Raw genomic sequence first — 24,528 nt, 5'->3', positions numbered from 1 at the left:
GCGCTCGTCATGTCCATGACGGGTTCGGCGCGAGAAAGGTATCGACATGACCGGCGAAGCCCTGGCCAGCGCGTTCGAGGAGCAGCGCGGGCGTCTGGTGGCCGTGGCGCAGCGGATGCTCGGCTCGCGCGCGGACGCCGAGGACGCCGTCCAGGAGGCCTGGCTGCGGCTGGCCCGCCAGGACGCCGACACGATCGACAACCTCTCCGGCTGGCTGACCACCGTCGTCGGCCGCGTCTGCATCGACGTCCTGCGCTCCCGCAAGACGCGCCCCGAGGACTCCTACGACGAGCCGCCCGAGCTGCTGGTGCTCGAGGACTCGCCGGAAGAGGACGCACTGCTCGCCGAATCGGTCGGGGTGGCGCTGGTCGTGGTGCTCGACACCCTCGGCCCGGCCGAGCGGCTGGCCTTCGTCCTGCACGACCTGTTCGGGGTCCCGTTCGCCGAGGTCGGGGAGATCCTCGGCAAATCCGCGGACGCGGCCAAGATGCTCGCGAGCCGGGCCCGCCGGAAGGTGCGGGGACAGCGTCCGGCCGACGAGCCCCGGCAGCACGCGGTCGTCGAGGCGTTCCTCGCGGCAGCGCGCGAAGGAGACTTCGAAAGCTTGGTCGAGATGCTCGACCCCGACGTGACGTGGCGTTCGCGGAGCCGTCACGGCGAGGTCGTACGGCTCGGTGCGTACGAGGTGGCCACGCGGGTCCAGCGCGGGGCGCGCGCCGTCGTCACCACCCGTCCCGCGCTGGTCGACGGCAAACCGGGAATCGTGTCGTGGAGCCGGACCGGCAAGCTGCTGGGCGTGATGTCCTGCACCATCGTCGACGGCCGCATCGTCGAAATCGATTCGGTGAGTGACCCGCGTCGCCTCGCGGCCATGGGTGTTACCTCTCGGGAGCCCTCCTCGTCGGAGTAAGTGAAGACCGACGAGAAGGAGAAATCCCATGCAGGCAAGGATCGATTACCTCAAGACCGCCCTCGCGCCGAAGCTGGTGAAGCACCTCGTTTCCGCTGCGAAAGTCCTCGACGGCAGCGAACTTCCTTTGGCGACAAGGGAATTGGTGAACATCCGGGCCAGCCAGATCAACGGCTGCTCGGGCTGCCTCGACATGCACACCAAGGACGCGGCGCACGCGGGGGAGACCACGACCCGGCTGAACCTGGTCGCGTGCTGGCGCGAGGCGACGGTCTTCACCGAGGCCGAGCGCGCCGCGCTGGAACTCACCGAGCAGGGCTGCCGCCTCGCCGACGGCAGCGGCGTCACCGACGAGGCGTGGGCGGCGGCCGCCAAGCACTACGACGACGAGCAGCTCGTGGCGCTGGTGACCCAGATCGCGCTCATCAACGCCTTCAACCGGCTCAACGTCATCACCCGGCAGCCGGCGGGCGACTACACGCCGGGCCAGTTCGCGGGGCACTGATGGACACCGCACTGTGGATCGTCGCCTGGCTGCTGGCCGTCATGTATGTCGTGTCCGGTGTCGGGAAACTGTTCCTGCGAAGGGAAACGATCGCCGGGGTGGGGTCGGCCGCGGGCTGGGTGCTGGATGTCACCCCCGGCACCGTGAAGTTCATCGGGGTCGTCGAGATCCTGGGCGCGGTCGGCCTGATCCTTCCGGCCCTGCTCGACATCGCGCCGGAACTGGTGCCGCTGGCGGCCCTCGGCCTGGCGCTGGTCATGGCGGGTGCCGTGGTCGTGCGGCTGCGGCGGCGCGAACCCCTGGTCGCGCTGCTGGATCTCGGCTACCTCGCGCTGTGCGTTTTCGTCGCCATCGGGCGCGCCTGAAGTACATGAAGGCCCCCATCCTTGCGCCTAGGTACAGGATGGGGGCCTTCATGTACTCACGGGATCAGGTGCGCTGTTTCGCCCGCCCGAGGATGCGACGGCGTCCGCCGTGGCTGTTGGTGCGTTCCTCGTGGAGTTCCTTCAGCGACAACATCATCGCGTCCTCCTGCTTCATCAGCGGGTCGTTGCGCAGGTCCTTCCAGACCGACACGCACAACCCGACCATCACGAACACGAACGGCACCGCGATCAGGATGGTGAGGTTCTGCAGACCGGTCAGCGCCTTGTCCCCGCCGACGAGCAGCATCACCGCCGCGACGGCGCCCATCAGCACGCCCCAGAAGATCACGACACTCTTCTTCGGATGCACGCTTCCGCGCTGGGACAAGGTGCCCATGACCACCGACGCCGCGTCCGCACCGGAGACGAAGAAGATGGAAACCAGGATCATCACCAGGATCGCGATCGGGATGAACCACGGCAGCGTCTCGAGCAGTTCGAACGTCGCCGACTGGGCGCTTCCCGCGCCCGCGATGTCCGTCCCGGCCCGTTGCCTGCTGATCGCCGCGCCACCGAAGATCGCGAACCAGATCAGGCTCACGATGCTCGGGATCGCGATGACACCGAAGATGAATTGCCGGATCGTGCGGCCGCGCGAGATCCGCGCGATGAACATGCCGACGAAGGGCGTCCACGAGATCCACCACGCCCAGTAGAAGACCGTCCAGCCGCCGAGCCAGGTCTGCATCTCCTCGCCGCCGGTCATCCCGGTGCGTCCCGACATCTCCGCCAGTTCGCGGAAGTAGTCGCCGATGGCTCCCGGCACGATGTTGAGGATCAGCACGGTCGGCCCGACCACCAGCACGAACACCGCGAGCACCGCGGCGAGCACCATGTTGATGTTGGACAGCCACTGGATGCCCTTGGCCACGCCGGAAACCGCCGAAGCGATGAACGCGATGGTGAGAATCGCGATGATCGCGACCAGCAGTCCCTTGCCGGGGTCGTCGATCCAGCCGACGGCACCCATACCGCCGCCGACCTGGAGCGCGCCGAGGCCGAGTGAAGCGGCGGAACCGAACAGCGTGGCGAAGATCGCCATGATGTCGATCGCCTTGCCCAGCGGGCCTTCGGTGCGCCGCTTGCCGATCAGCGGCGCGAACACCGAACTGATCAGCTGGGTGCGGCCCTTGCGGAAGGTGCTGTAGGCGATCGCGAGACCGACGACCGCGTAGATCGCCCACGGGTGCACGGTCCAGTGGAACAACGTCGTCGCCATCGCGGTGTGGACGGCTTCGTCGGAGTTCGGGGCCGCGGTGCCCGGGGGCGGGCTCGCGAGGTGGGAGACCGGTTCGTACACCCCGAAGAACATCAGGCCGATGCCCATCCCGGCGCTGAACATCATCGCGATCCACGACGATGTCCGGAATTCGGGCAGTTCCTTGTCCCCGCCCAGCGGGATCCGGCCGTAGCGGCTTATGGCCAGACAGACCGCGAAGAGCACGAAACCACTCGCGGTCAGCACGAAAGCCCAGCCGCCGTAAGGGATCACGGCGTCGTTCAACAGGGTCGACGCGACACTCGCCAGGTTCTCCGGGGCCAGCACGCCCCAGACGATGATCGCGAGCGCGAGCACCGCCGCGATACCGAAAACGGTCCGGTCGGTCTCGGCGGGTCGTTCGGAGGCGAGGTCGAGGGGGACGTGCTCGTCGGGCGGGTGGCCCGGGCCTGTCGTGTCCGGTGCGTGGGCGAGATCGGCCGCGGTCTCCGCGACGACCTCTTCTTCCGCTTGTTTACCGTCCTGCGAACTCATGTTCAGTGACGCGCCGACTGCGGCGCGCTCTCCTTCCGCCCGATGTTAACCCGTTTGCACCACTGCACCCTAACCAGAAAACTGGTAACCGGCAGAAAATACGGGCGAAGTGGTTTAAAGCCGTGATTACGGGTTTGACCTCGGCGGATGACGGTCAGGTTCGCGGTCCGGGCGGGGAACGTGGCGCTCGTGACACCGGGGCCTTCGCGGCCCGGTGTCCTCAGATCGTGGCGCCGCCTCTCCAGAAGGGGCGGACCAGCGGGTCTCCGCCGGCGGTGTCCGGACGGCCCTGGCGCGTGTGGTTGCGTTCCAGCAGGTAGCCGACGAGGGCGAGCAGGGCGAGGGTGACGAGGATCGCGGTCATGGCAGTAATTTTGCGCCACCTGAGATCCTGCCAAAAGTGGCAGTTCTGTCGTTGTGCGACAAAATCCTGCCAGCTATGCTCCGGTCATGCTGAAGAGCGTCGCCGTGGTGCTGCTGGACGATTTCGCCGCCTTCGAGTTCGGTGTCGTCTGCGAGGTGTTCGGCTACGACCGCACCGATGACGGTGTGCCACTGCTCGACTTCCGCGTGTGCGGGGAGCGGGCGGGAGAACCGCTCAGCCTCGGCCACGGCGTCAAAGTGACCCCGGAGCACGGCCTCGAAGCGACGGAGAACGCGGATCTCGTCGTCGTCCCCGCGTGCGACGTCCGCGACGAGTATCCGCCCGCGGTGCTCGAAGCGCTCCGGGCGGCGTCGGAGCGCGGCGCCACACTGCTTTCGGTTTGCACGGGCGCGTTCGTGCTCGGCGCCGCCGGGTTGCTCGACGGACGGCGGTGCACGAACCATTGGCGCCACAGCGCGGCGTTCCGCGAGCGGTTCCCGCAGGCCCAGCTGGATCCGGACGTCCTCTTCGTCGACGACGGCGACATCGTCACCAGCGCGGGCACGGCCGCCGGTATCGACGCCTGCCTGCATCTGGTCCGGCGCGAACTCGGCTCGGCCGCGGCCACCGTGATCGCCCGGCGCATGGTGGTGCCGCCGCAACGGGAAGGCGGGCAGCGCCAGTTCGTCGAGGTGCCGATCCCGGAATGCACCGGGGAAAGCCTTCAGCCGGTGCTCACCTGGATGCTCGACACCATCGCCCACGACCATCCGGTCGCCGATCTCGCCCGCCGGGCACGGATGTCCGAGCGCACCTTCGCGCGGAAGTTCGTCGCGGAGACGGGCACCACGCCGCACCGATGGCTTTCGACGCAACGGGTTCTGCACGCGAGGTCGCTGCTGGAGGAGACGACGATGAGCATCGACGAGGTCGCGCGCCGTTGCGGCTTCGGCTCGGGAGCCTTGCTGCGGCACCATTTCCACAAGGTCGTCGGCGTTTCCCCGCAGGACTATCGCCGGACCTTCGCGCCGCAGCGAGTTTGACCGTCGTTCGGGCGGAACGCCGTCCGACGACCTCGAAGACCGGTACTAATCCTTCGGTGCCTTGGTGAACAGGCCGAGGGATTGAGCCAGCGCCGCCCCACCCGCCAGGAAGACGAGCGGCAGTGTCTTGGCCCAGAAGGCGCCGACGTCGAACGAGATGAGCAACGCGAGCAGCCCGCCGGCCAAGGCGGCCAGAACGAGCATTCCCAAGGCGAGGCGGGGTTTCGAGACCATGTGTCCTCCCAAGAAACGGTTCGGAAGAGCAAGCCTCGCGAGGGTTCCGCAGGGAAAAGAGGTCATTTTTGCCGCGCCGCGACTTTCAGAGCGAGCCCCAGGAACGCGCGCGTTCCAGCAGTCTGTCGCGAATGAGGGTCACCACCGGCCGCGCCGTCCCCGACCGGTGCGCGACATAGATCGTGTTGAGCGGCGGCACTTCCGGGGTGTGCACGATCGAGACCGAGCCCGCTTCGAGCGCCGCCGCGGCGATGTAGCGCGGCAGCACGCTCACTCCGGCGCCCGTGACGACGACGGCGAGGATCGCGCGGAGGTCGGGGACGACCATCGCGACGCGGTTCGGCGGCCGCCGCCCGAATTCGCTGCGCCAGTAACGGCGGATGATCGGCAGATCGTCGGCGTACGCGATCAGAGGTAGATGCGCCAGCGCGGGCACCGGGTCGGTCGCGAGCAGTGCGGGATCGACGCTCCGCGCGAGGGCAGGAGCGGCGACGAGGACGAATTCCTCGTCGATCAGCGGAATGGCGGTGATCCCGCGCTGCCTCGGGCGGATCGAGGAGATGACGAGGTCCAGACGCGCGGCTTCGAGCGCGGACAGGAGTTCGTCGGCGAGCCCGAGGGTGACGGAGACGCGCAGCCCGCGTTCGGTCAGCGGAGCGAGCGCGGGCAGGAACCGCGTCGCCATGCCGTCGCTCGCACCGCCCAGCGCCACCCGCTCGCGGTACTGGACGTCGTCGTCGCCTGTCGTCAGCGCGCCCCGCAGTTCGTCGATGCGGGTGCCGATCCTGGCGGCGAGTTCGGCCGCGCGGGCCGTCGGCGCCGCGCCTTGGCGCGACCGGACGAACAACTGCTCACCGAGTTCTTCCTCGAGTTTGAGCAACTGCCCGGTGACGGCGGGCTGGGACAGGCCGAGTTCGGCGGCGGCCGCGGAGAGCGAGCCCTGACGGTAGATGGCCAGGAAGGTCGCCAGCCGATCCAAGTTGGGCATGCAAGTCGCCTTCCATAAGAAATCTTATGGATCGTAGCCGACTGGTCGGAGTACGCGCAGGGAAGACCTCGTTGAAGCCGCCAGTGGGGCACACCGCCCCGGAGAAACGAAAGGAACAGTCATGGCGCGGATCCTCATGATCGTCTCGGCCGCCGACCACGTGCGGCTCACCGATGGCACCGACCACCCGACCGGGTTCTGGGCCGAAGAGGTCGCCGCATCGCATCGGGTGCTCGCCGCGGCGGGGCACCGGGTGGAGATCGCGACCCCGGCCGGGCTCCGGCCGACCGTCGATCCCATCAGCCTCGACGAACGCGGCGGCGTCGACCCGGCCGAGGGCGCGAAGTTCGCCGAATACCTCAAAGGGCTCGATCTTTCGGCGCCGCTCAAGCTTTCGGACGTCTCGGCCGATGCCTATGACGCCTTCTACCTGCCGGGCGGGCACGGTCCGATGACCGACCTGGTGGACGACGCCGAACTCGGCGCCCTGCTGAACGACGCCGACGCACGCGGCAAGACCATCGCGGCGCTCTGCCACGGACTGGCCGCCTTGCTCAGCGCGCGTGGCGAAGACGGCTCGTTCACCTTCGCCGGCCGTTCGATGACGTCGTTCAGCAACGAAGAGGAGCGGCAGGGCGGGCTGGGCGACAAGAGTCCGTTCTTCGTCGAAACCCGGCTTCGGGAGCAGGGCGCGATCGTCACTCCGGCTGCCGCCTGGTCGAACGAAGTCGTCGTCGACGGAAACCTCGTCACCGGACAGAATCCGCAGTCCAGCGTCGCGACCGCGGAGCGCGTGGTGGAGCTTCTCAAGGCGGTCTGACCGCCGTGTTTGCGTCGCGGCCGGATCCGGGCATACGATCAGGGCAGTCGTACAGGACGAACGCCCTAGGAGATGAACCGGTGGCAGGATCCCCGGCCGCGGCGCGCGGTCAGCTCGTTCGGCGGCGGTTGCTCGAAGCGGCCGTCGCGCTCGTACCCGAGCTCGGCTGGTCCGCGGTCAGCACGCGGATCCTGGCCGAACGCGCGGGTGTCACGCCGAGCGTCGTGCACTATCACTTCCCTTCGCTGCAGGCCTTGTTGATCGAGGCCGTACTGGGGGCGATGCGCGAGGTCGCCCTCGCCTTCGAGCCGGCGCTGGAAACCGTCGAGACACCCGCGGACGCGGTCGACGCGCTGCTGGCGTCGGTCGGCGGATACTCCGGCACCGACCCGATGTCGTTGCTGTTCGCGGAGTCCTACCTCGCCGCGACCCGCGACGACACCCTGCGCCAAGGCATCCGTGAACTGCTCGCCGACCTGCGCACCCGGCTCGGCGACTGGCTGGCGCGGCATGGGGTGGCCGACGCCGAGGACACGGCCTCGGTTCTTTTCGCGGCGGTGGACGGGCTTTTGCTGCATCGGGCGCTCGGGCCGGATTCGGGCACTGTCTCTCCTGCCGTCCTGCGCAGGCTGGTCGACTGAACCGAAAGGGAGGAACTCCATGAAGGTGGCGATCTGCGGTGCCGGGATCACCGGGCTGGCGCTGGCGCACCGGCTCGCGACGCTGGACGTCGAGGTCGTGGTGCTGGAGCGGGCCTCGGGGCCGCGGGAACAGGGCTACATGATCGACTTCTTCGGTCCCGGCTTCGACGCCGTCGAAGAGATGGGCCTGCTGCCTCAGGTCGAAGATGTGGCGTACCGGGTGGACGAGGCGAGTTTGCTGGACGAGCGCGGCCGCCGCCGGGCGGCCATCGACTACGTCCAGTTCGCCAAATCGGTGCGGGGCAGGCTCTGCAGCATCATGCGGCCCGATCTTGAGCGCGTCCTGCGTACCGCGCTTCCGTCCACAGTGGACGTCCGGTTCGGTGCCGGGGTCACGGGAGTCGAGGATCTCGACGACCGGGTGCGGGTCACTTCGGCGGACGGCGGGACGGTCGAAGCCGATCTGCTGATCGGGGCCGACGGGATCCATTCGACCGTGCGGCGGCTGGTCTTCGGTGAGGAGAGCCGGTTCTCGCGTCATCTCGGGTTTCATACGGCGGCCTTCGTTTTCGAGGACGAGGAGATTCGTGCGCGGGTGGGGGAGCGGTTCTGCCTGACCGACACGATCGGGATGCAGATGGGTTTCTACGGTCTCCGCGACGGCAAGCTCGCGGCCTTCGCCGTGCACCGCACGACGGATCCGACCCTCCCGGACGACGCGCGGGCGGCCCTGCGCGCGACCTACGGTTCGCTGGGCTGGGCGGTACCCCGAGCGCTCGCTCTGTGTCCGCCTTCGAGCGAGGTGTACTACGACCAGGTCGCGCAGATCGAGATGCCGTCCTGGAGCCGCGGCCGAGTCGTGCTCGTCGGCGATTCCTGTTATGCCGTCTCCCTTCTCGCCGGACAAGGCGCTTCGCTGGGTATCGCGGGCGCGTTCGTGCTGGCCGAACAGCTCACCCGGTCACCCTCGATCGAGACCGCGCTCGCGGAGTACGAAAAACTGGTCCGCCCGGTGGTGACCGAAAAGCAGCAGGTTGCCCGCCGCGGCGCCCGATGGTTCCTGCCCGCCAACCGATTCCTGCTTCAGGCACGCCGGGCTTTCCTTCACCTGGCACGCCTTCCCGGGCTCGAACGGCCGCTCGCGGCCGCGGTCACCGGAAAGTCGACGGCGCTGGTGACGAATCTGAGGCGTGGGGCCGAGATTCGGAGCCGGTGATGGTCTGGGGTGCCCGGCGTCGCCGGGTGCTTCGGAAGCTTCGGGGTTCGGCCTAGGTTCTGAGGTGCATGGTGTTTCGTCTTGGTGTGCCGGTGGGGTCGAGGTAGGTGGGTGGGGTGAATTCGGGGAGTCCATTCCGCACTGGTCCCGGACGCGGCGACTCCGGGTCGGCGAGATGACCACGTAGTCCGGCGTCGCGGCCCGGCGCCGCCGGGTCGACTCGGCTTCGGAAGCTTCGGGGTTCGGCCTATGTCCTGAGGTGCATGGTGTTCCGTCTTGGTGTGCCGGTGGGGTCGAGGTAGGCGGGTGGGGTGAATTCGGGGAGTCCGTCTTGGGCGATCTGGACTGTCCATTCGCTGTGGTGGATCAAGCGGTGGTGCTTGGTGCAGAGGAGTACGAGGTTGTCGATTTTCGTTTCGCCGTGGTGGCGCCAGAAGACGATGTGGTGGGCGGTGCAGCGGGGTACGGGCATGTCACAGCCGGGGAACGCGCAGCCGCCATCGCGCAGGGTCAATGCGTATTTTTGGGCGAGGGAGACGGTGCGTTTGGAGCGTCCGATGTCGAGGGGTTCGCCTGCGGTGCCGAGGACGCCGGGGCGGACGCGGGCGTCGCAGGCGAGGATGCGGGCGTCGGTGGCGCTGATCGGTCCGACGAGGTCTAGGTGGGCTTCGCCGAGGTCCCGGATGAGGTCGTCGTAGGACATGGTGACGAGGATGTGGGTGGCCTCGCCCGCCTGGCCGGGAAGGTTGCGGCTGGTGGTCTTCAACCGGACGTAGTCGGTGAAGGCGTCTCCGTAGCGTTCGTCCTGGGTGCGGGAGTCGCGGATTCCGTCGATGGCTTTGTGGGGTTTGGCCATGGGGTCGAGGTCGGACTTCAGGCGGGCGTAGGTTTCGAGGTCGAGTCTGGCTTTGATGCCGAGGGTGCCGTCGCGGTGGTGGACGAATCGCAGTTCCGGTCGGGTGTCTTTCGGGTCGTCGTTGCGGGGTTCTTTCCCGTCCGGGTCGAGTTTGTCCAGCAGGCGACGTCCGGCGCGCGCGATCTGCCGAGGCCCGGCGTGACGGGCGAGGTCGACGAGGATTTTCTCCCCGGCCCGTACCTTCTCCTCCGGCACGCTGGGCGGGATACGGGCCAGGGTGCGGATGATGGCGTCGATCTGCGAACCCCCGATCGCGCCCTCCGCGGCGGCCAAAGCGGTCAACGGCGCCAGCGGTGGTTCGGGGTCCCCGCCGATGGACGGGCCGGGATGCAGTGCCAGGACCCGGTCGGCGCGGGCGTCGGCTTCCTTATCGGTCACGAGGAAGTCCTCGAATATCAACGCTGCCAACGTCGAATGACCCGAACATCCACGGACCCCGCGGGAATTGATTTCCGCCAGGATCGCGTTCTGCTCCGCATCCGCCCGACGCTTAAGAACTTCGAGTTCCTGTTTGCGGGCATGCAACGTCGCGGTATCGACGCGCCACCACTCGGCGGACGTCCCCGGAGCTGCATCGTCACTGGCCACGACACCGACGTTACCTTGAATCGAACACCTGTGCTATCGCATATTCAGACTAAAGGCGAGCGGTTAAGGCATAAACATTCACTGGCTCTAATACATGCTGATGGCAGCAGCGCGCGACGAGTAGCCGTCACAGAACCCGAATCCGCAATCACCAAGTGGGATGCGCGGAGACGCCGCCGTCCACGGTCAGGTTGTGCCCGGTGATCCACGCCGCGAGTGGCGACGCGAGGAACAGGCAGGCGTTCGCGACGTCGCCGGGGGTGCCGAGCCTGCCAAGGGGTGCGGCCCGCTCCCAGCGGGAGACGCCCTCCGGCCAAGCGTCGCCGAGGCCGGGGCGGTCGATCAGGCCGGGGGAGACGGCGTTGACGCGCAGGCCCCGCGGCCCGTATTCCAGCGCGGCGGCGCGGGCGTGCACGACCAGGGCGGCCTTCGCACTGCTGTAGTGCGCGTGTCCCGGCGCGGGGTGGGCCGCTTCGATCGAGGCGATGTGGATGACGCTGCCGCCGTCCATCACTTCGGCGGCGGCCTGCGTGCATGAGAACGCGCTGGTGAGGTTCGCGTCGAGGACGGCGCGCCAGCTTTCCGCCGACATCTCCGGCAACGGCTCGATCGGCTGCACACCGGCGTTGTTGACCAGCGTGTCCAGCCGTCCGGTCCAGGTCGCGGCGGCGGCCACGAGACGGCGGCATTCGCCGTCGTCGGTGAGGTCGGCGGAGAACGCCTTGGCGGCGCCGCCCGCTTCCTCGATCCGCTCGACGACGGCGAGCGCGGAGGCTTCATCGCGGTGGTAGTGCACGGCGACGGCACTGCCCGCTTCGGCGAAGCGCAGGGCGATGCCGTGGCCGATGCCGCCGCTGGCCCCGGTCACGAGGGTCGTGGTGCCGCTCAGGTCGAGCATCGAGGTCCTTTCCGCAGCGCGAGAACGGCCGCGGCGACGAGGAAGACCAGGCCCGCGGCGACGTAGCAGTTCCCCAGCCACTGCTGGGCGGCCGTCCACGTCTGGCCCGGCCGGTCGAAGGCGGGGAAGTACCGGAACGGCGCCGCGACGAAGATCGCGGCGACGACCCCGGTTACGGCGAGCCAAACCATCGCCCGGCGCCTGAGCGCCACGTAGGCCGCGGTGGTGAACAGCGCCGGGGCGATCCACACCCAGTGGTGTGACCACGACGTCGGCGAGATGAGCAGGGCGAACGTCGCGTTCAGCAGTAGCGCCGGCACCACGGCCGAGCGGTACATCGTCACTGTCACCAGAATCAGCAGAACGCCGGTGAGGACGATCCACAGCGGTTTCGCGGCGCTCTCGACGCCGAAGCGCGCCAGCACGGCCTGCAAGGTCTGGTTGGTGTGGAACGAGGTGCCACTGATGCCGGACGCCCCGGCGAGTCCGCCGAACCAATAGCGCGAGGAGGCCTCCGGGGCGACCGCGAACGCGACGGCGGAGGCGGCCACGAACGTGCCCGACGCGGTCAGCGCGCCGCGGAAGTCCTTGCGTACCAGGAAGAACAACAGGAACGCCATGGGCGTCAGCTTGATCGCGGCCGCGAGACCCACGCCGATGCCCCGGTGCCGGCCCCGCGCCAGCAGGCAGTCGGCCGCGACGAGACCCATCAGCAACAGATTGATCTGGCCGAAGCCGAGCGTCTGGCGGACGGGTTCGAGGAAGAGCGCCGGTGTGATCGCCAGCGACGCGACGAGCAGTGCCTTCCGTCGGTCCCCGGACGGCCACAGCGTGCGGGCGATCCCGTAGAAGGTGATCCCCAGCGCGGTCAGGCTGAGAGCGAACAGCAGGAGTACCGCGCCGTCCCAGGGCACCAGGGCCAGCGGGGTGAGCACCAGCGCGGCGAACGGCGGATAGATGAACAGCAGGGGGATACCCGCGTCGGAAAGCGGCAACGCGCCATAGAGGTCTCCGCCGTTCCACAGGGTGTCGACGCCGAAGCGGTAGATCTCGAGGTCGCTGTGGGAAGCGCCCGTCGTCGCCCAGGCCACGGCACAAGCCAGCGCCAGCGCGGCGAACGCGCCGACCGGCCACCAGGTCCGACCGCGCGACTTGGTGGGAGACATCGCGTGGTGACCCTTCGGACGTGCGTCGATGATCCCGACTGTACCCCGACGGCGAAAAGCGACTTCCGTCGGCAGCCGACGTCCCGGCTATTGGTCTAGACTTTTCATTCCCAGTGTGGTGAAAGGGACCGGTCCATGCGCGGAACGACGGTGTTGCCGAGGACGCCTTGCCTCGAACCGAAGGCGGGGGAATTGCCACTGCATCGGCTGGAGGTCCGCGCGCCGGACGCCCTGCCGTTCACGGTCGGCACATTCGACACGATCGGGCCGATGTCGCGGGCGGCGTTCCCGCATCGGCACACCTTCTACGAAATCGTCCATGTCACCGGCGGTACCGGCGACCACGTCATCGATTTCACCCGCTGGGAATTGGGGCCGCCACAACTCGCGGTCATAACACCGGGGCAGGTGCATCATTGGGATGCCCGCGATCTCAGTGGATTCGTCGTGTTGTTCACCGACGATTTCCTGCTCGAACATCCTTCGGATCGCGAAACCCTGCGAAGGCTCAGCCAGCAGCCGTGGCGGCTCGACGAGCGCGCGGCCGAGGAGACGGCCAGGATCGTCGCCGAACTGGACGAGGAATTCCGTTGTGGCGGCCAGGGGACCGATTCGGTGCTCCGGGCCCTGATGCACGTGCTGATCGTGCGGGCGGGACGCCTCCCTGGATTGGCGGACCCCCGTCCGCCCGCCAGAGCACAGGCGGTGGGCACGGAATTCGCCAGGTTGCTCGGCAGACCCGATCTGGGGCTCTGGTCGGTCGGCGCGCTCGCGGAACGCATCGGGGTCACGCCGGGATATCTCACCGACGCGGTGAAAACGGCGACCGGCCGGACGGCGGCGCAACTGATGCGCGAGGCGAGGACAAGGGAGGCGAAACGATTCCTGCGCGGTACGGATCTCACCGTGCGGCAGGTCGCCAGCCGGGTCGGCTTCGCGGATCCCGCCTATTTCTGCCGCTTCTTCCGGCGGGAAACGGGGTTGAGCCCCGGTGATTACCGCAGGACCGGTGACGCGCCCCCGGAGATTCACCACGACTGACCACCTCAGTCCATCGTCCGTGGCTGATCTTCTCCATACCGTCGAGGGTGATTCCCGAAGCCCCCACGAGGAGCAGGTATGGACGAGGAAAACAAGCTCAGCCGGAAGACCGTGCTGAAGGCCGCGCTCGTCGCGGGCGTGGCGGCTCCGGTCGCGTTGATCGGCGGCCCGGCTCTCGCGCGCACCACCGTCGAGACCGGCCGGGTACCCGAGCTGACCCCCGCCTGTGACGACGGAGACGACCCGACCCCGCCGCAGACCGAAGGTCCTTACTTCAAGCCGAATTCCCCGCAGCGGACGTCGCTCGTCACGCCGAACACGCAAGGGACGAGGCTCACCGTCTCCGGCTACGTCTTCGGCCTCGGGTGTCTTCCGATCTCGCGGGTGCTGCTGGACTTCTGGCAGGCGGACGTCAACGGCGCCTACGACAACGTGGGGTACACCTTCCGCGGTCACCAGTTCACCAACGACCAGGGCGCGTTCTCGCTGAGTACGATCGTGCCCGGCCTGTACCCCGGCCGTACGCGGCACATCCACGTCAAGGTCCAGGCGCCCGGCAGGCCGGTGCTGACCACGCAGCTCTACTTCCCCAACGAGCCGCGCAACAACACGGACTCGATCTTCGACCCGCGGCTGCTGATGACCGTGCGCGACCAGCCTCCCGGCAAGCAGGCCGCGTTCGACTTCGTGCTGAACGTGCCGCAGACGCCGACGTCGACCTCACGGCCGACCAGTACGACGCCGACTTCGACCTCCAACCCGCCCGGCGGGACGACCTGGGCGGCGGGAACCGGCTATTCCGCGGGCGCCCGGGTCACCTACAGCGGTCGCGGTTACGTGTGCTTGCAGGCGCACACGGCCCAGCCCGGCTGGGAGCCGCCGTCCACACCCGCGTTGTGGCGCGCGGAGTGACGGACAGCCGCTGCGGAGGGAGATAAACGCGGGTGGACTTCCGCCGCCGGGACCCATACCCCGGCGGCGGGTCCACCCGCTTTCGTGGGGTGGGCGGTAGGACGTTCGTGACGCCGAGCTGAGAAGGTAGTGACGTCGCGCCCGTTTAGGGGGTTTTAACCCGGTTTACCTGGCGTGCCGCGACGGATCTCGGTAGTAGTCGAAGTGTTCCGGTACCCCTGTTCCAGTACCCAGCGGAGGAAATCCCTGATGTTCAAACGGATGCTCAGCGCCTTCGGGGTCGGCGGTCCGTCCGTCGACACCGTGCTCGACTCACCGCACGCCGTTCCCGGCGAGGTGATCACCGGCCAGGTCCGCATCCAGGGCGGTTCGAGCGACGCCCAGATCGAGGAGATCCTGCTTTCGCTGGTCACCAGGGTCGAGGTGGAGCACGGCGACCACGAGCGCGCCGGGACCGCGGAGTTCCTGCGGGTCAGCGCCGGCCGCAAGGTGAAGGTGGCGGCGGGGCAGCTGACCACGGTTCCGTTCCGGATCGCGCTGCCGTGGGAGACGCCGATCAGCGCGGTCGGCGGACGTGAACTGCCGGGTGTGGTCGTCGGCGTGCGGACCGAGCTCGTCATCGCCGGCGCGCCGGACAAGGGCGACCTGGACCCGGTGCTGGTCGGGCCGCTCGAATCCCAGGACCGGGTGCTGGAGGCGTTCGGCGAGCTGGGCTTCTCGTTCCGCAGCGCCGACGTCGAAGCCGGGCGGCTGCACGGCGTCCGGCAGGAGCTCGGGTTCTTCCAGGAGATCGAGTTCTTCCCGCCGTCGCGCTACGCGGGCCGCGTCAGCCAGGTGGAGCTGACCTTCGTCGCGAGCCCGGACGACCTCGTGGTGGTGCTGGAGGCCGATCGGCGCGGTGGCATGTTCCGCTCCGGCGGCGACTCCTTCGGCCGCTTCCACGTTTCGCACGAGGAGGCCCTGCGCACCGACTGGGCGGCGGCCATCGACGGCTGGCTGACCAAGGTCGCCGAGTCGGGCGGCGGGCACGCCATGTTCGGCGGGCACCAGGAGCACTATGGCCACGACTACGACCACCATGGTCACCACGGCAGGCGTGGACCGGGGATGGGCGGCGTGGTCGCCGGTGCCGCGGCAGGCGTGGTCGGCGGCATGATCCTCGGCGAGGTCATGGAGGACGCCTTCGACGGTGGCGACGAAGGCTTCGAGGAGTGATCCGGCTCCTGGGCACACCGGGCGCCGGTGTGCCCAGGGGTCACTTCGCGGTGGCCGGCTCAGGTGTACCAGGTGGGTTCCGGGAGTTCGTTCAGCAATACGTACGCACCGACTTCGCGGCGCTTATAGGCCACCGGATCGTGCAGTGAATGCGTGCGCAGGTTCCGCCAGAAGCGGTCCAGACCGTATTTCGTGGCGCTCGCCCGCGCACCGGTCAACTCGAAGATCTTCGTGCCGATTTCTAGGCCGGTTTCGATCGCGCGTTGTTTGGCCGCCGCGATGAGGACCGCGACTTCGCCGCGGGCTTCGGGGGTCAGTTCCTCGCGCGGTGCGTGCAGAACGGCGGAAATCGCGGCCCCGGCCTTGTCCGCGAGTGCTTCCGCCGCCCACAGCTTCGACTGGAGATCGCCGTAACCGTCGAGGATGTACCACTCTTCACCCGCGGAAGTCTTGTTGTCGCCGCCGTACGGCCAAGCGCGGGTGTGCTCGCGGGTGTAGGTCAGCGCGGTTTCCAGCGCCCCTTGCGCGATGCCGAGGTAGAAGTTGGTGAACACCAGCTGGATCGCCGGGACGTTGAGCGTGTTGTAGGTCAAGGGGTGGAACTTCTTGTCGACGTAGCCCGCCGCGCTCGCCCACGGGACGCGGACGTCGGTGATGGTCACGCTGCCCGATTCGGTGAGCCGCTGGCCGATGTTGTCCCAGTCGTCGTGGAAGACGATACCGTCCTGTTCGGACGGGACGATGGCGAAGACGTGGTCCTCGGTGCCTTCGAGAACACCTTCGAGCACGGTCAGATCGGAGACCTTGCCGCCGGTGGAGAACGACTTGTGTCCGTTGTAGACGATCTCGTCGCCCGCTTCGGTGATCTTCAGGTCGGAGTCACGCGGATTGACCGCGCCGCCGAAGAAGAAGTTGTTCCGTGTGTACAGTTCTTCGACCGCGGCGATCTGGTCGTCGGTCGCGACCAGGCGCGCGGCCCACGCCCAGAGGTAGTGGTAGCCGAGCAGCTGGCCGATCGAGCCGTCGCCGCGCGCGACCTCGCGGATCACGCGGTAGGCGGTCTCCCAGCTCTGGCCGCCACCGCCGTGCTCGACCGGGCCGAGCAGGGTCACCAGACCGGAGTCCTTGAGCAGCCGCACTTCCGCGTAAGGCGTCTCGTTCTTCCGGTCGCGTTCGGCCGCGTCCACCGCGAGTTCGGCGGCGACGTCTTTCGCGGCCGCCAGCCATTCACTGGCGGGTCGGACGCGGTTCTCGGTCGTGGTCATGGGTGAATTCCGTTCTGTGCGAGGGCGAACGGGTTTCCGGGCAGCATGCGACGCCCGGAATTCCCGGGTGTTTCCGAAATGAGCGGACACTGATTCAGGCCGGACAGCGCATGCGTCCGAGTAGAGCAGTGGCGTTACGGGGTGTCAACGAACGTCCGCGCTCTGGGACCGGGGTAATCTCCGGTCGTGCCGGATCACGTTGATCACATTCTGCGCCAGTGGGCCGAAGCCCGTCCCGACCTGGACGTCTCCCCGATGGGGGTCATCGGGCGGTTGACCAGGCTGACCCGGGTCATGGAGGGCGAGCTGCGCAAGACGTTCGCCCGTCACGACCTCGACCGGTCGTCGTTCGACGTCCTGGCGACCCTGCGCCGGTCCGGCACGCTGACCCCCGCCGACCTGATGCGCTCGGCGATGGTCACCTCCGGTGCGATCACCCAGCGGCTCGACCGGCTCGAAGAGCGCGGTCTGGTGGTCCGCGCGCCCGACGAGACGAACGGCCGCCGGGTGCTGGTCGACCTCACGGAGCAAGGGCGCGAACTCATCGACCGTGCCCTGCCCGATCACGTCGACACCGAGCACCGGCTCCTGAGCGCGGTCAGCCCCGAGGAGCGGGACGAACTGGCCGCCTTGCTGCGAAATCTGTTGCGGTCACTGGGAGATGTCGCTCTCGACGACTGAGGTGCCAACTCGTTTGACTTAGCGCTAAGCATCGAATAGCTTAGCGCTAAGAGGTTCGCGGGGTCGTCCCGCGTGCCGTCGATCCTTCTGGTGCGAAGCACCCCAGGGGCGGAATCGCCGTGCCCGCAGGGGTTTCTTCGTCATGCTCGTCATCGAGAGAGAAGAAATGGCCACCCGAACCGAAAACGCGCATTCGACCCTGAAGGGCTGGGCAGGGGTCGCCGCCATCACCGCCAGCCTGTTCGTCTTCCTCACCACCGAACTGATGCCCGTCGGCCTGCTCACCCCGGTGAGTTCCAGCCTGGACATCTCGGTGGGCGCCGCCGGCCTGATGGTCACGCTGTACGGCGTCTCGGCAGGCCTCGGCGTGCCGTTCGTGGTCGCGTGGACGCGGCGGATCAACCGGCGCGTCCTGCTGTCCACGTTGCTGGCGATCCTGACCGCCGGCAACCTGATCACCGCCCTCGCGCCCGGTTATCCCCTGGTACTGGCGACCCGGCTCGTCATGGGCTTCGCCAACGGCGCGTTCTGGGCCATCGGCGTGGGGATGGCGATGCGGATCGTCCCCGGCAGGCACGCGAACCGGGCGGCGGCGGTCGTGATGTCCGGTATCTCCATCGCCACCGTGCTGGGGATGCCGCTGGGTACCGTCCTGGAACGCCTCGTCGGCTGGCAGTCCACGTTCCTGATCTGGAGCGGGCTCAGCGTCCTGGTCTTCCTCGCGGTGCTCGTCCTGGTCCCGTCCCTGCCGTCGGCGAACGCTGTCCCTGTTCGTGAAGTCTTCGGCCTGCCACGGGTGAACGCGCGTCTGCGGTCGGTCCTGATCACCGTGGTCCTGTTCGTGCTCGGGCACTTCGGCGTCTACACCTTCATCCGTCCCTTCCTGGAAGGCACTTCGTCGGCGTCGCCCGCTTTCGTCACGGTGTGCCTGATCGTCTTCGGTGCCGGGGGAGCGGTGGGGAACTTCGTCGCGGGGCATTTCGTGGCGAAGAACGTGCTCGTCAGTTTCGCGGTCGGAGCGGTCGGACTCGTGACGTCGCTGTTGCTGCTGCTCGCGGTCGGCCACGGCCAGGTGGGTGCGCTGGCCGCGCTCGTGCTCTGGGGACTGTCCTACGGCGTGGTGCAGCTGAGCCAGCTGACCATGACGCAGCGGTCCGCGCCGGACACGTTCGAGGCCGCCATGTCGCTCAACACCTTGGCGTACAACACTTCCATCGCTCTGGGCGCGTTGATCGCGGGGCTGCTCGCCGACCACGCCGGGATCACCAGCGTGGTGTGGTTCGGCGTGGTGCTGACCGCGGCGTCGCTGCTGTTCACGGTCGGCACCCGCCGGACCTGATCAGAACCAGTGCAGGCAGTGCGGCGCGCGTTCGGTGCGGAACAGAGCGTCGGCGAGCGCGGCCGCGTCCGGGCGATGGGCCCGGACGCGGCCCGCCCGCACGAGCAGGCTCGGGGCGGTGCCGCCGAGATAGATCGAGCCAAGGTCGCTCACGTCCAGGGACAGGTCGGGTTCGGCGCCGGTCGGGACGCAGTCCGCCTCACCACCCCGGACGGTGAGCAGGTACCGGCCGCGTTCGCCGAGCGCCGGGTCGTCGACGTCGAGGACGAGCTCGCCGTCGGTGGACCAGCCGCGTGCGGTGAGCGCGCGGGGCACGTCCAGCAGCCGCACCCAGAGCCAGTCCGTGTCGCCGCCGACTTCGCCGGCACGGAAGTCTTCGAGCTGCCACCGCAGCGGATGGTCTGGCGGGCAGTGCTTGAACACGACCTCGGTGACCAGGTCGTGTCCGAGCGCGAACCGGGCGAGCGCCGTGGACACCTCGTCGTCGACGGCGATGGTCTCGTCGACCGTCAGCGTGCTGGGCTCGGTGAGCGAGTACGAGGCGTACCCGTCCGGGACGCCGTCGGCGTCGCGGTGCACGGCGATATGGCGCGCTGCCCGGGAGATCGGCGGCTGCCCGGCGCCCAAGGACCACCAGCGGTGCGGCCGCGACAGCGCGCCGGGCCGGGCGCGGCGATACCGGTCGTAGATCTCCTCCAGGAGTTCGCCGCACTCGGCCCGGCGCAGCACGTCGATCGAGCCACCGGCCGTCCCGACGGCGAGGGCGGCCCGATGGCGCGGCACCGTCAGACGCCGGGTGTAGGTCGCCGGGCCGTAGCCGAATCGCCGGTAGATCAGCGCTTCCGATGCCAGCAGGACCGAAAGGAACTCGCCCCGCTCGCGGAACTCGGCGAGCTGACGCCGCATCATCGCGCTGAGCACACCGCGCCGCCGGTGCGAGGGCAGGACGCCGACGGCGGTCACCCCGGCGGCCGGGACGACGACGTCACCCGGCAGCGTGAGCTCGAAGGTGTACGCGGCGGCCGTGCCGACGGGCCGCCCGTCGTCGGTCACCGCGAGCAGGCCACGGTCCAGTTCGAGCGCGGACCAGGTCTCGCCCGCGGTGTCCGGGAACCGGGCGAACGCGGCGAACATGGTGTCGACGAAGACGTCGCGGTCCTCGGCGGTCGTGGAACGGATCTTCATCGGCCCAGTGCATTGCCGTTCCCGCGTGGCGTCAAGCGATTTGCAGGTCGAGGAACCCGGCGTACCGGCCACCGAGCCGGACCAGCGCGTCGTGGCCGCCCTCCTCCACGATCCGGCCGTCGTCCACGAAGACCACGTGATCGGCGCGTTCGACGGTCCGCAGCCGGTGCGCCACCATCACCACGGTCCGGCCCGCCATGAGCCGCTCGATGCCTTCGTGGACGGCCGTCTCGTTGACCGGATCCAGCGCCGACGCCACCTCGTCGAGCACCACGATCGGCGCGTCCTTCAGCAGGGCGCGCGCGATCGAGACCCGCTGGCGTTCCCCGCCGGACAGCAGCGCCCCGCCTTCGCCGACGTTCGCGGACCAGCCGCCCGGCAGCCGCTCGATCACCTCGTCCAACCGGGCCGCCGTCGCGGCGGCGCGCACTTCGGCGTCGTCGGCGTCCGGACGGCCGAGCCGGATGTTCTCCTCGATCGTGCCGTCGAAGAGGTGGACGTCCTGGAAGACGATCGCGATCCGCGCCATCAGGTCCTCGGTGCTCATCGCGCGGACGTCCACCCCGCCGACGCGCACCGCTCCCGAATCCACGTCGTGGAACCGGGCGAGCAGCTGCAGCACCGTGCTCTTCCCGGCACCCGAAGGCCCGACGACGGCGAGCTTCTGTCCTTCGTGGACGGTCAGCGACAGGCCGTCGAGCACGGTGCGGCCGCCGCGGGTGAAGACGACGGACTCGAATTCGAGGTCGTGCCGCTCCGGCCGGACGGGGTCCGGCGGTTCCGGCAGCGGTTCGGTCCGCAGCAGCGCGTCGAGCCTCGTCAGCACCGAACGCGCGCCGCGGAGCTTGCCGCCGATATCGGTCAGCGAGAGCAGCGGATCCGCGCAGCGCGCGGCCAGGACGAGGATCGTCAGCACCTCGGGCGCCCCGATGCCTCCGCCGAGCGCGAGGAACGCGCCCAGCACCAGCAGGACGGTGAACATCGCCTGCACCGTGAACGTCAGCCCCACGACACCGGGCAGCGCCGACAGCGTGGACCGGCGGTTCGCGCGCTGAAGGTCCCGCAGCGAGTCGTCGAGCAACCGGAATCGTTCTGCGGTCCGGCCACCCGCGCGCAGTACCGGCTGCGCCTGCAGATACTCGATGACCCGCCCGGTGGCCTCGTTCCCGCGTTCCGCGGCCTCCTCGTCGGCGGCGGCCATCGAACGGCCCGTCCAGGCCTGGACGGCCGCCACGACCGGGGCCGCGATCAGCGCGGCCAGCCCCAGCCGCCAGTCGAAGACGAGGATCACGAACACGATCGTCAGCGGAGTGACGCAGGCGGCGATGAACGGCGCCAGCAGATGCGCGATCACGCCCATCGCCTGCAGGACACCGGGTCCGGCCAGCGACGACACCTCACCGACCCGCTTACCGCTGTACCAGCCCATCGGCAGCCTGGCCAGATGGTCGCCGAGCCGGTGGTACATCCCGCGTAGCAACGTCGTCCCGGCGCGGAAGCCGGAGAGATCGGCGCGGTAACGCAGGATCGCGAACACCGAGAACGCCGCGCCGAACGCGATCAGCCAGGGGACGGCGTCGTCCGGTGTGCTCCCGAGCAGCGCCCGCAGCAAGGGGACCAGCAGCGCGTAGGACAGGCCTTCGACGATCGCGGTCGCCGTCATCAGCACCACGGTGCGCCGCACCGGCGGGGCGTGGTCGGGGCCGAGGACGCTCAGCAACATCCGGATCATCGAGGTTCCCCCAGTGGTTCGGCGGAGCGGTGGGAACGCCAGAAGGCGGCGAACCTCCCGTTCCGCGCCAGCAGATCCGCGGGTTTCCCGCGTTCGGTGATGGAGCCGTTCTCCAGTAGTACGACGGTGTCGGCGTCGACCACAGTCTCCAGGCGATGGGCGATGACCAGGACCGTCCGGTCGGCGCGCGCCGTCGTCAGTGCCCGGCGCACGGCCAGTTCGGTCCGCGGGTCGGCGAACGCGGTGGCCTCGTCGAGCACCAGGACGGGCGTGTCGGCGAGCAGCGCACGAGCCAGCGAGATCCGCTGCGCTTCGCCGCCCGACAGCCCGGTTTCCTCGTGCAGCACCGTTTCGTAGCCATGCGGCAGTTCCAGGATGCGATCGTGGATCTGCGCGAGCCGGGCGGCGCGCACGACGTCTTCGCGATCGGCGTTCGGCACGGCGAGCGCGATGTTGTCCGCGACCGACGCGCGCAGCAGGCGGAAGTCCTGGAACACGAAGGAGACGTTGCGGTACAGCTCCCGGCTGCCGATCTCACGCAGGTCGACGCCACCCAGCAGCACCGAACCGCCCGTCGGGTCGAAGAACCGCGGCAGCAGAGTGACCAAAGTGGACTTTCCGCCGCCCGACGGCCCGACGAGCGCGGTGACCGTTCCCGGTTCGAGCACCAGATCGATCCCGCGCAGTACCTCGCGCTCCGCCTCGTAGCCGAAGCGGACACCGCGCAGTTCCACCCGGTGGCCACGCGGCGCGACGGGTTTCGACGGCTCGGGCAGCGACGGTACGCCGAGCACTTCGCGGATCCGGCCGGTCGCGCGACGAGCGGCCTGGAGTTCGTCGAAGCCGTGGCCGAGCGCGGCGACGGGTGCGGTCAGGCCAAGGCCGAGTACCAGGAACGGCAGGAGATCGACCGGGGCGAGGCCGCCGCCGATGATCAGGAGCGTGCCGCCGATCAGGACCACCAGCAGGACGAACGGTGGCGACAGCGCCAGCTGCATCCCCGCCGCCGGCCCGGCCATGCCGTGCACCCACCGGGTGAACGTGGCGACGAAGGCGTCCGCCCCGGTGCGGAACCTGCGGTGGGCGCGGCCCGCGCCGCCGAACGCCTTGACCACGGCGATGCCCTGGACGAACTCGACGACCGAATCCGAGATCCCCGCCATGCCCCGGTCGAACTCCTCCTGCTCACGCAGCCGGGACGGCGTCATCATCAGCGGGACCATGGCCACCGCCAGCACCATCGGGATCAGCGTGATCAAGGTGAGCCGCCAGTCGATGGTGAGCAGGTAGACCAGTGACACCAGCGGGACGACGAAGGCGGACACGAGCTCGCCGGGGGTGTGGGCGATGAACGGGTGCACGGCGCCGACGTCCTCGCCGACGACCTTGGCCAGTTCACCGGTGCGGCGGCTCGAGAACCAGCCGATCGGCACTCGGCCCAGGCGTTCGGCAAGCAGGCGGCGGAACGTGAGCTGAACCCGGCCGTCGAGCAGATGCCCGATCCCGGACGACGCGGCCGTGAGCACCAGCCGGACGAACATCCCGGCCGCGCCCACGGCGACCGCCGTCCACACCCGGCTCTCGTCGGCCGGACCGGGTGCCAGCAGTGCCCTGCCCAGTTCGACGACCGCCAACAGCGGCGCCAACCCCGAGATGGCGCCGATGACCTGCAGGACGACGACAGCGGCGAAACTCCCGGCGAACGGGCGCAGCAGCCGGGCCGTCGTGGGTGGCGCTGTGGGTGCTGTCATGACCCGGCCAGCGCGCGGCGCAGGACGCCGCCCAGTTCGTCGATCTGACGGCGGGACACCTCGGCGGACAGGATGGCCTGCGACCCGTGGAAGGTGCCCGCCCACTGGTGCAGCTCGACCGAAACCCCCGCCTGCAGCAGCCGGAGCGCGTACTCGATGTTCTCGTCGCGATTGGGGCAGAACTCGGCGGAGGCCACGTACGCGGGCGGCAGGCCGGAGAGGTCGGTGGCCCGCGAAGGGGCGGCATACGGTGAAGGCGCGGGCTTTCCGGCCAGGTAGTGCCCCCACGCGGCGGTGATCTTGGTGTGGTTCATCCACGGCGTGTCGGTGAAGTTCCGCGCCGACCACGACTCCTGCCGGTCGTCGAGCCCCGGCTGGTTGAGCAGCTGGAAGCAGATCCGCGGGCCGTCTTCGTCGCGGGCCCGCAGTGCCGTCGCCGCCGCGAGCCCGCCGCCCGCGCTGTGCCCGCCGATCGCGATCCGGTCGGGGGAGACACCGAGTTCTGCCGCGTGGTCCGCCGTCCAGTTCAGCACGGCGTAGACGTCGTCGAACGCGGCCGGGAACGGGTTTTCCGGTGCCAGCCGGTATTCGACCGAGATCACTGTCGCGCCGGAGGCTTCGGCGAGCCGCGCCGCCCAAGGGTGTTCGGTCTCCAGGTTGCCCATGACCCAGCCGCCGCCGTGCAGCCAGATGATGGCGCCCTGCGCCTCCCGTGGCCGGTAGATCCGGACCGGGACGCCGGGATCACCGGGCACCGTCCGGTCTTCGACCTCCATGGCCGACGTGTCGGGCTGCGGTACGGACGTGGCGAGTTTCGCGAAGCTCTCGCGGTCCGCGACCGGGTCGTCGAGTTTCGCCTTCGGGAACAGGGCGATGAAGGCTTCGAGTTCGGGATCCATGACCACGATCCTTCCGGCTCCGGACGCGGAAGGCGGCCGCC

General features: G+C 69.0%; 24 protein-coding genes. 12 read left to right on the top strand and 12 right to left on the bottom strand.

Going from position 1 to position 24,528, the window contains the following annotated elements:
- The first annotated feature begins 46 nt into the window (after window positions 1-46).
- From ACFVM3_RS22935 to ACFVM3_RS22925, 3 genes are read left to right on the top strand one after another with little or no spacing between them, the layout of a single operon-like run.
- Complete coding sequence (locus ACFVM3_RS22935) at window positions 47-910, top strand: sigma-70 family RNA polymerase sigma factor (protein ID WP_378441570.1); 864 nt, start codon at window positions 47-49, stop codon at window positions 908-910.
- A 28-nt stretch (window positions 911-938) separates the two neighbouring features.
- The gene (locus ACFVM3_RS22930) at window positions 939-1,415 is read left to right on the top strand and encodes a carboxymuconolactone decarboxylase family protein (RefSeq protein WP_340685831.1); all 477 of its coding nucleotides are present in this window, start codon (window positions 939-941) and stop codon (window positions 1,413-1,415) included.
- On the top strand, window positions 1,415-1,780 hold the full coding sequence (locus tag ACFVM3_RS22925; protein ID WP_378441568.1) for a DoxX family protein: 366 nt from the start codon (window positions 1,415-1,417) through the stop codon (window positions 1,778-1,780). The genes ACFVM3_RS22930 and ACFVM3_RS22925 overlap by 1 nt, the downstream gene beginning before the upstream one ends.
- Window positions 1,781-1,844: 64 nt before the next feature.
- On the opposite strand, the gene ACFVM3_RS22920 is transcribed toward ACFVM3_RS22925, so the two are convergent.
- Together ACFVM3_RS22920 and ACFVM3_RS22915 are read right to left on the bottom strand one after the other, a co-directional pair.
- Complete coding sequence (locus tag ACFVM3_RS22920) at window positions 1,845-3,593, bottom strand: BCCT family transporter (protein ID WP_378441566.1); 1,749 nt, start codon at window positions 3,591-3,593, stop codon at window positions 1,845-1,847.
- 220 nt (window positions 3,594-3,813) lie between these two features.
- Entirely contained in the window at window positions 3,814-3,957 is a 144-nt protein-coding gene (locus tag ACFVM3_RS22915; RefSeq protein ID WP_378441564.1) for a hypothetical protein, read from the bottom strand.
- An 86-nt stretch (window positions 3,958-4,043) separates the two neighbouring features.
- Between ACFVM3_RS22915 and ACFVM3_RS22910 the strand changes: the two genes are divergently transcribed.
- The gene (locus ACFVM3_RS22910) at window positions 4,044-5,000 is read left to right on the top strand and encodes a GlxA family transcriptional regulator (RefSeq protein ID WP_378441562.1); all 957 of its coding nucleotides are present in this window, start codon (window positions 4,044-4,046) and stop codon (window positions 4,998-5,000) included.
- Window positions 5,001-5,045: 45 nt separating this feature from the next.
- On the opposite strand, the gene ACFVM3_RS22905 is transcribed toward ACFVM3_RS22910, so the two are convergent.
- Window positions 5,046-5,234, bottom strand: coding sequence for a hypothetical protein (locus tag ACFVM3_RS22905; protein ID WP_378441560.1), 189 nt, complete (start codon window positions 5,232-5,234; stop codon window positions 5,046-5,048).
- Between the two features lie 85 nt (window positions 5,235-5,319).
- The gene (locus ACFVM3_RS22900; RefSeq protein ID WP_378441558.1) at window positions 5,320-6,222 is read right to left on the bottom strand and encodes a LysR family transcriptional regulator; all 903 of its coding nucleotides are present in this window, start codon (window positions 6,220-6,222) and stop codon (window positions 5,320-5,322) included.
- A gap of 121 nt (window positions 6,223-6,343) precedes the next feature.
- Here ACFVM3_RS22900 and ACFVM3_RS22895 point away from each other — a divergent pair, with 121 nt between their 5' ends.
- From ACFVM3_RS22895 to ACFVM3_RS22885, 3 genes are all read left to right on the top strand, one after another.
- Entirely contained in the window at window positions 6,344-7,042 is a 699-nt protein-coding gene (locus ACFVM3_RS22895) for a type 1 glutamine amidotransferase domain-containing protein (protein ID WP_378441556.1), read from the top strand.
- 80 nt (window positions 7,043-7,122) lie between these two features.
- The gene (locus ACFVM3_RS22890) at window positions 7,123-7,683 is read left to right on the top strand and encodes a TetR/AcrR family transcriptional regulator (RefSeq protein WP_378441554.1); all 561 of its coding nucleotides are present in this window, start codon (window positions 7,123-7,125) and stop codon (window positions 7,681-7,683) included.
- Window positions 7,684-7,702: 19 nt separating this feature from the next.
- Window positions 7,703-8,899, top strand: coding sequence for an FAD-dependent monooxygenase (locus ACFVM3_RS22885; protein ID WP_378441553.1), 1,197 nt, complete (start codon window positions 7,703-7,705; stop codon window positions 8,897-8,899).
- 247 nt (window positions 8,900-9,146) lie between these two features.
- Here ACFVM3_RS22885 and ACFVM3_RS22880 read toward each other — a convergent pair whose 3' ends face one another.
- The 3 genes from ACFVM3_RS22880 to ACFVM3_RS22870 all read right to left on the bottom strand — a co-directional run bounded on the left by ACFVM3_RS22880 (window position 9,147) and on the right by ACFVM3_RS22870 (window position 12,467).
- Window positions 9,147-10,403, bottom strand: a complete 1,257-nt coding sequence (locus tag ACFVM3_RS22880; RefSeq protein ID WP_378441551.1) for a DUF222 domain-containing protein — start codon at window positions 10,401-10,403, stop codon at window positions 9,147-9,149.
- Between the two features lie 148 nt (window positions 10,404-10,551).
- Window positions 10,552-11,301 carry an SDR family NAD(P)-dependent oxidoreductase gene (locus ACFVM3_RS22875; RefSeq protein ID WP_378441549.1) on the bottom strand — a complete coding sequence of 250 codons (750 nt, stop codon included), beginning with the start codon at window positions 11,299-11,301 and terminating at the stop codon, window positions 10,552-10,554.
- Complete coding sequence (locus ACFVM3_RS22870) at window positions 11,289-12,467, bottom strand: glycosyltransferase 87 family protein (protein ID WP_378441547.1); 1,179 nt, start codon at window positions 12,465-12,467, stop codon at window positions 11,289-11,291. Before ACFVM3_RS22870 ends, ACFVM3_RS22875 begins: the two co-directional genes overlap by 13 nt.
- A gap of 135 nt (window positions 12,468-12,602) precedes the next feature.
- Here ACFVM3_RS22870 and ACFVM3_RS22865 point away from each other — a divergent pair, with 135 nt between their 5' ends.
- From ACFVM3_RS22865 to ACFVM3_RS22855, 3 genes are all read left to right on the top strand, one after another.
- Window positions 12,603-13,508 (top strand): AraC family transcriptional regulator, encoded by a 906-nt coding sequence (locus tag ACFVM3_RS22865; RefSeq protein ID WP_378441546.1) that lies wholly within the window; start codon window positions 12,603-12,605, stop codon window positions 13,506-13,508.
- Between the two features lie 78 nt (window positions 13,509-13,586).
- Window positions 13,587-14,420 carry a carbohydrate-binding protein gene (locus tag ACFVM3_RS22860; protein WP_378441544.1) on the top strand — a complete coding sequence of 278 codons (834 nt, stop codon included), beginning with the start codon at window positions 13,587-13,589 and terminating at the stop codon, window positions 14,418-14,420.
- 249 nt (window positions 14,421-14,669) lie between these two features.
- Window positions 14,670-15,635, top strand: coding sequence for a sporulation protein (locus ACFVM3_RS22855; protein ID WP_378441542.1), 966 nt, complete (start codon window positions 14,670-14,672; stop codon window positions 15,633-15,635).
- Between the two features lie 59 nt (window positions 15,636-15,694).
- Here ACFVM3_RS22855 and ACFVM3_RS22850 read toward each other — a convergent pair whose 3' ends face one another.
- Window positions 15,695-16,900: an acyl-CoA dehydrogenase family protein gene (locus ACFVM3_RS22850; protein WP_378441540.1), complete on the bottom strand. Its 1,206-nt coding sequence runs from the start codon at window positions 16,898-16,900 to the stop codon at window positions 15,695-15,697.
- Between the two features lie 186 nt (window positions 16,901-17,086).
- Here ACFVM3_RS22850 and ACFVM3_RS22845 point away from each other — a divergent pair, with 186 nt between their 5' ends.
- Together ACFVM3_RS22845 and ACFVM3_RS22840 are read left to right on the top strand one after the other, a co-directional pair.
- A complete protein-coding gene (locus ACFVM3_RS22845) occupies window positions 17,087-17,581 on the top strand; it encodes a MarR family winged helix-turn-helix transcriptional regulator (RefSeq protein ID WP_378441538.1) in 495 nt (164 codons plus the stop codon).
- Window positions 17,582-17,747: 166 nt separating this feature from the next.
- A complete protein-coding gene (locus tag ACFVM3_RS22840; protein WP_378441536.1) occupies window positions 17,748-18,920 on the top strand; it encodes an MFS transporter in 1,173 nt (390 codons plus the stop codon).
- On the opposite strand, the gene ACFVM3_RS22835 is transcribed toward ACFVM3_RS22840, so the two are convergent.
- Genes ACFVM3_RS22835 through ACFVM3_RS22820 form a run of 4 tightly spaced genes read right to left on the bottom strand, consistent with a single transcriptional unit; the run spans window position 18,921 to window position 24,487 of the window.
- A complete protein-coding gene (locus ACFVM3_RS22835; RefSeq protein WP_378441534.1) occupies window positions 18,921-20,105 on the bottom strand; it encodes a GNAT family N-acetyltransferase in 1,185 nt (394 codons plus the stop codon). It lies immediately after the preceding gene.
- Window positions 20,106-20,136: 31 nt separating this feature from the next.
- Window positions 20,137-21,837, bottom strand: a complete 1,701-nt coding sequence (locus tag ACFVM3_RS22830) for an ABC transporter ATP-binding protein (protein ID WP_378441532.1) — start codon at window positions 21,835-21,837, stop codon at window positions 20,137-20,139.
- Complete coding sequence (locus ACFVM3_RS22825; protein ID WP_378441530.1) at window positions 21,834-23,588, bottom strand: ABC transporter ATP-binding protein; 1,755 nt, start codon at window positions 23,586-23,588, stop codon at window positions 21,834-21,836. Before ACFVM3_RS22825 ends, ACFVM3_RS22830 begins: the two co-directional genes overlap by 4 nt.
- Complete coding sequence (locus tag ACFVM3_RS22820) at window positions 23,585-24,487, bottom strand: alpha/beta hydrolase (RefSeq protein ID WP_378441529.1); 903 nt, start codon at window positions 24,485-24,487, stop codon at window positions 23,585-23,587. Before ACFVM3_RS22820 ends, ACFVM3_RS22825 begins: the two co-directional genes overlap by 4 nt.
- Window positions 24,488-24,528 lie beyond the last annotated feature (41 nt).

The organism is Amycolatopsis sp. NPDC057786 (genome assembly GCF_042797905.1).
Taxonomy (GTDB): Bacteria; Actinomycetota; Actinomycetes; order Mycobacteriales; family Pseudonocardiaceae; genus Amycolatopsis.
Note: the sequence above shows the minus strand (reverse complement) of the source record. Positions and strands in the feature narration are given on the sequence as shown.

Excerpts from the sequence above, each read along its gene's own strand:
- ACFVM3_RS22935 (WP_378441570.1), top strand. The coding sequence starts at position 47 with ATGACCGGCGAAGCCCTGGCCAGCGCGTTCGAGGAGCAGCGCGGGCGT.
- ACFVM3_RS22930 (WP_340685831.1), top strand. The coding sequence starts at position 939 with ATGCAGGCAAGGATCGATTACCTCAAGACCGCCCTCGCGCCGAAGCTG.
- ACFVM3_RS22925 (WP_378441568.1), top strand. The coding sequence starts at position 1,415 with ATGGACACCGCACTGTGGATCGTCGCCTGGCTGCTGGCCGTCATGTAT.
- ACFVM3_RS22920 (WP_378441566.1), bottom strand. The coding sequence starts at position 3,593 with ATGAGTTCGCAGGACGGTAAACAAGCGGAAGAAGAGGTCGTCGCGGAG.
- ACFVM3_RS22915 (WP_378441564.1), bottom strand. The coding sequence starts at position 3,957 with ATGACCGCGATCCTCGTCACCCTCGCCCTGCTCGCCCTCGTCGGCTAC.
- ACFVM3_RS22910 (WP_378441562.1), top strand. The coding sequence starts at position 4,044 with ATGCTGAAGAGCGTCGCCGTGGTGCTGCTGGACGATTTCGCCGCCTTC.
- ACFVM3_RS22905 (WP_378441560.1), bottom strand. The coding sequence starts at position 5,234 with ATGGTCTCGAAACCCCGCCTCGCCTTGGGAATGCTCGTTCTGGCCGCC.
- ACFVM3_RS22900 (WP_378441558.1), bottom strand. The coding sequence starts at position 6,222 with ATGCCCAACTTGGATCGGCTGGCGACCTTCCTGGCCATCTACCGTCAG.
- ACFVM3_RS22895 (WP_378441556.1), top strand. The coding sequence starts at position 6,344 with ATGGCGCGGATCCTCATGATCGTCTCGGCCGCCGACCACGTGCGGCTC.
- ACFVM3_RS22885 (WP_378441553.1), top strand. The coding sequence starts at position 7,703 with ATGAAGGTGGCGATCTGCGGTGCCGGGATCACCGGGCTGGCGCTGGCG.
- ACFVM3_RS22875 (WP_378441549.1), bottom strand. The coding sequence starts at position 11,301 with ATGCTCGACCTGAGCGGCACCACGACCCTCGTGACCGGGGCCAGCGGC.
- ACFVM3_RS22870 (WP_378441547.1), bottom strand. The coding sequence starts at position 12,467 with ATGTCTCCCACCAAGTCGCGCGGTCGGACCTGGTGGCCGGTCGGCGCG.
- ACFVM3_RS22865 (WP_378441546.1), top strand. The coding sequence starts at position 12,603 with ATGCGCGGAACGACGGTGTTGCCGAGGACGCCTTGCCTCGAACCGAAG.
- ACFVM3_RS22860 (WP_378441544.1), top strand. The coding sequence starts at position 13,587 with ATGGACGAGGAAAACAAGCTCAGCCGGAAGACCGTGCTGAAGGCCGCG.
- ACFVM3_RS22855 (WP_378441542.1), top strand. The coding sequence starts at position 14,670 with ATGTTCAAACGGATGCTCAGCGCCTTCGGGGTCGGCGGTCCGTCCGTC.
- ACFVM3_RS22850 (WP_378441540.1), bottom strand. The coding sequence starts at position 16,900 with ATGACCACGACCGAGAACCGCGTCCGACCCGCCAGTGAATGGCTGGCG.
- ACFVM3_RS22840 (WP_378441536.1), top strand. The coding sequence starts at position 17,748 with ATGGCCACCCGAACCGAAAACGCGCATTCGACCCTGAAGGGCTGGGCA.
- ACFVM3_RS22835 (WP_378441534.1), bottom strand. The coding sequence starts at position 20,105 with ATGAAGATCCGTTCCACGACCGCCGAGGACCGCGACGTCTTCGTCGAC.
- ACFVM3_RS22830 (WP_378441532.1), bottom strand. The coding sequence starts at position 21,837 with ATGATCCGGATGTTGCTGAGCGTCCTCGGCCCCGACCACGCCCCGCCG.
- ACFVM3_RS22825 (WP_378441530.1), bottom strand. The coding sequence starts at position 23,588 with ATGACAGCACCCACAGCGCCACCCACGACGGCCCGGCTGCTGCGCCCG.
- ACFVM3_RS22820 (WP_378441529.1), bottom strand. The coding sequence starts at position 24,487 with ATGGATCCCGAACTCGAAGCCTTCATCGCCCTGTTCCCGAAGGCGAAA.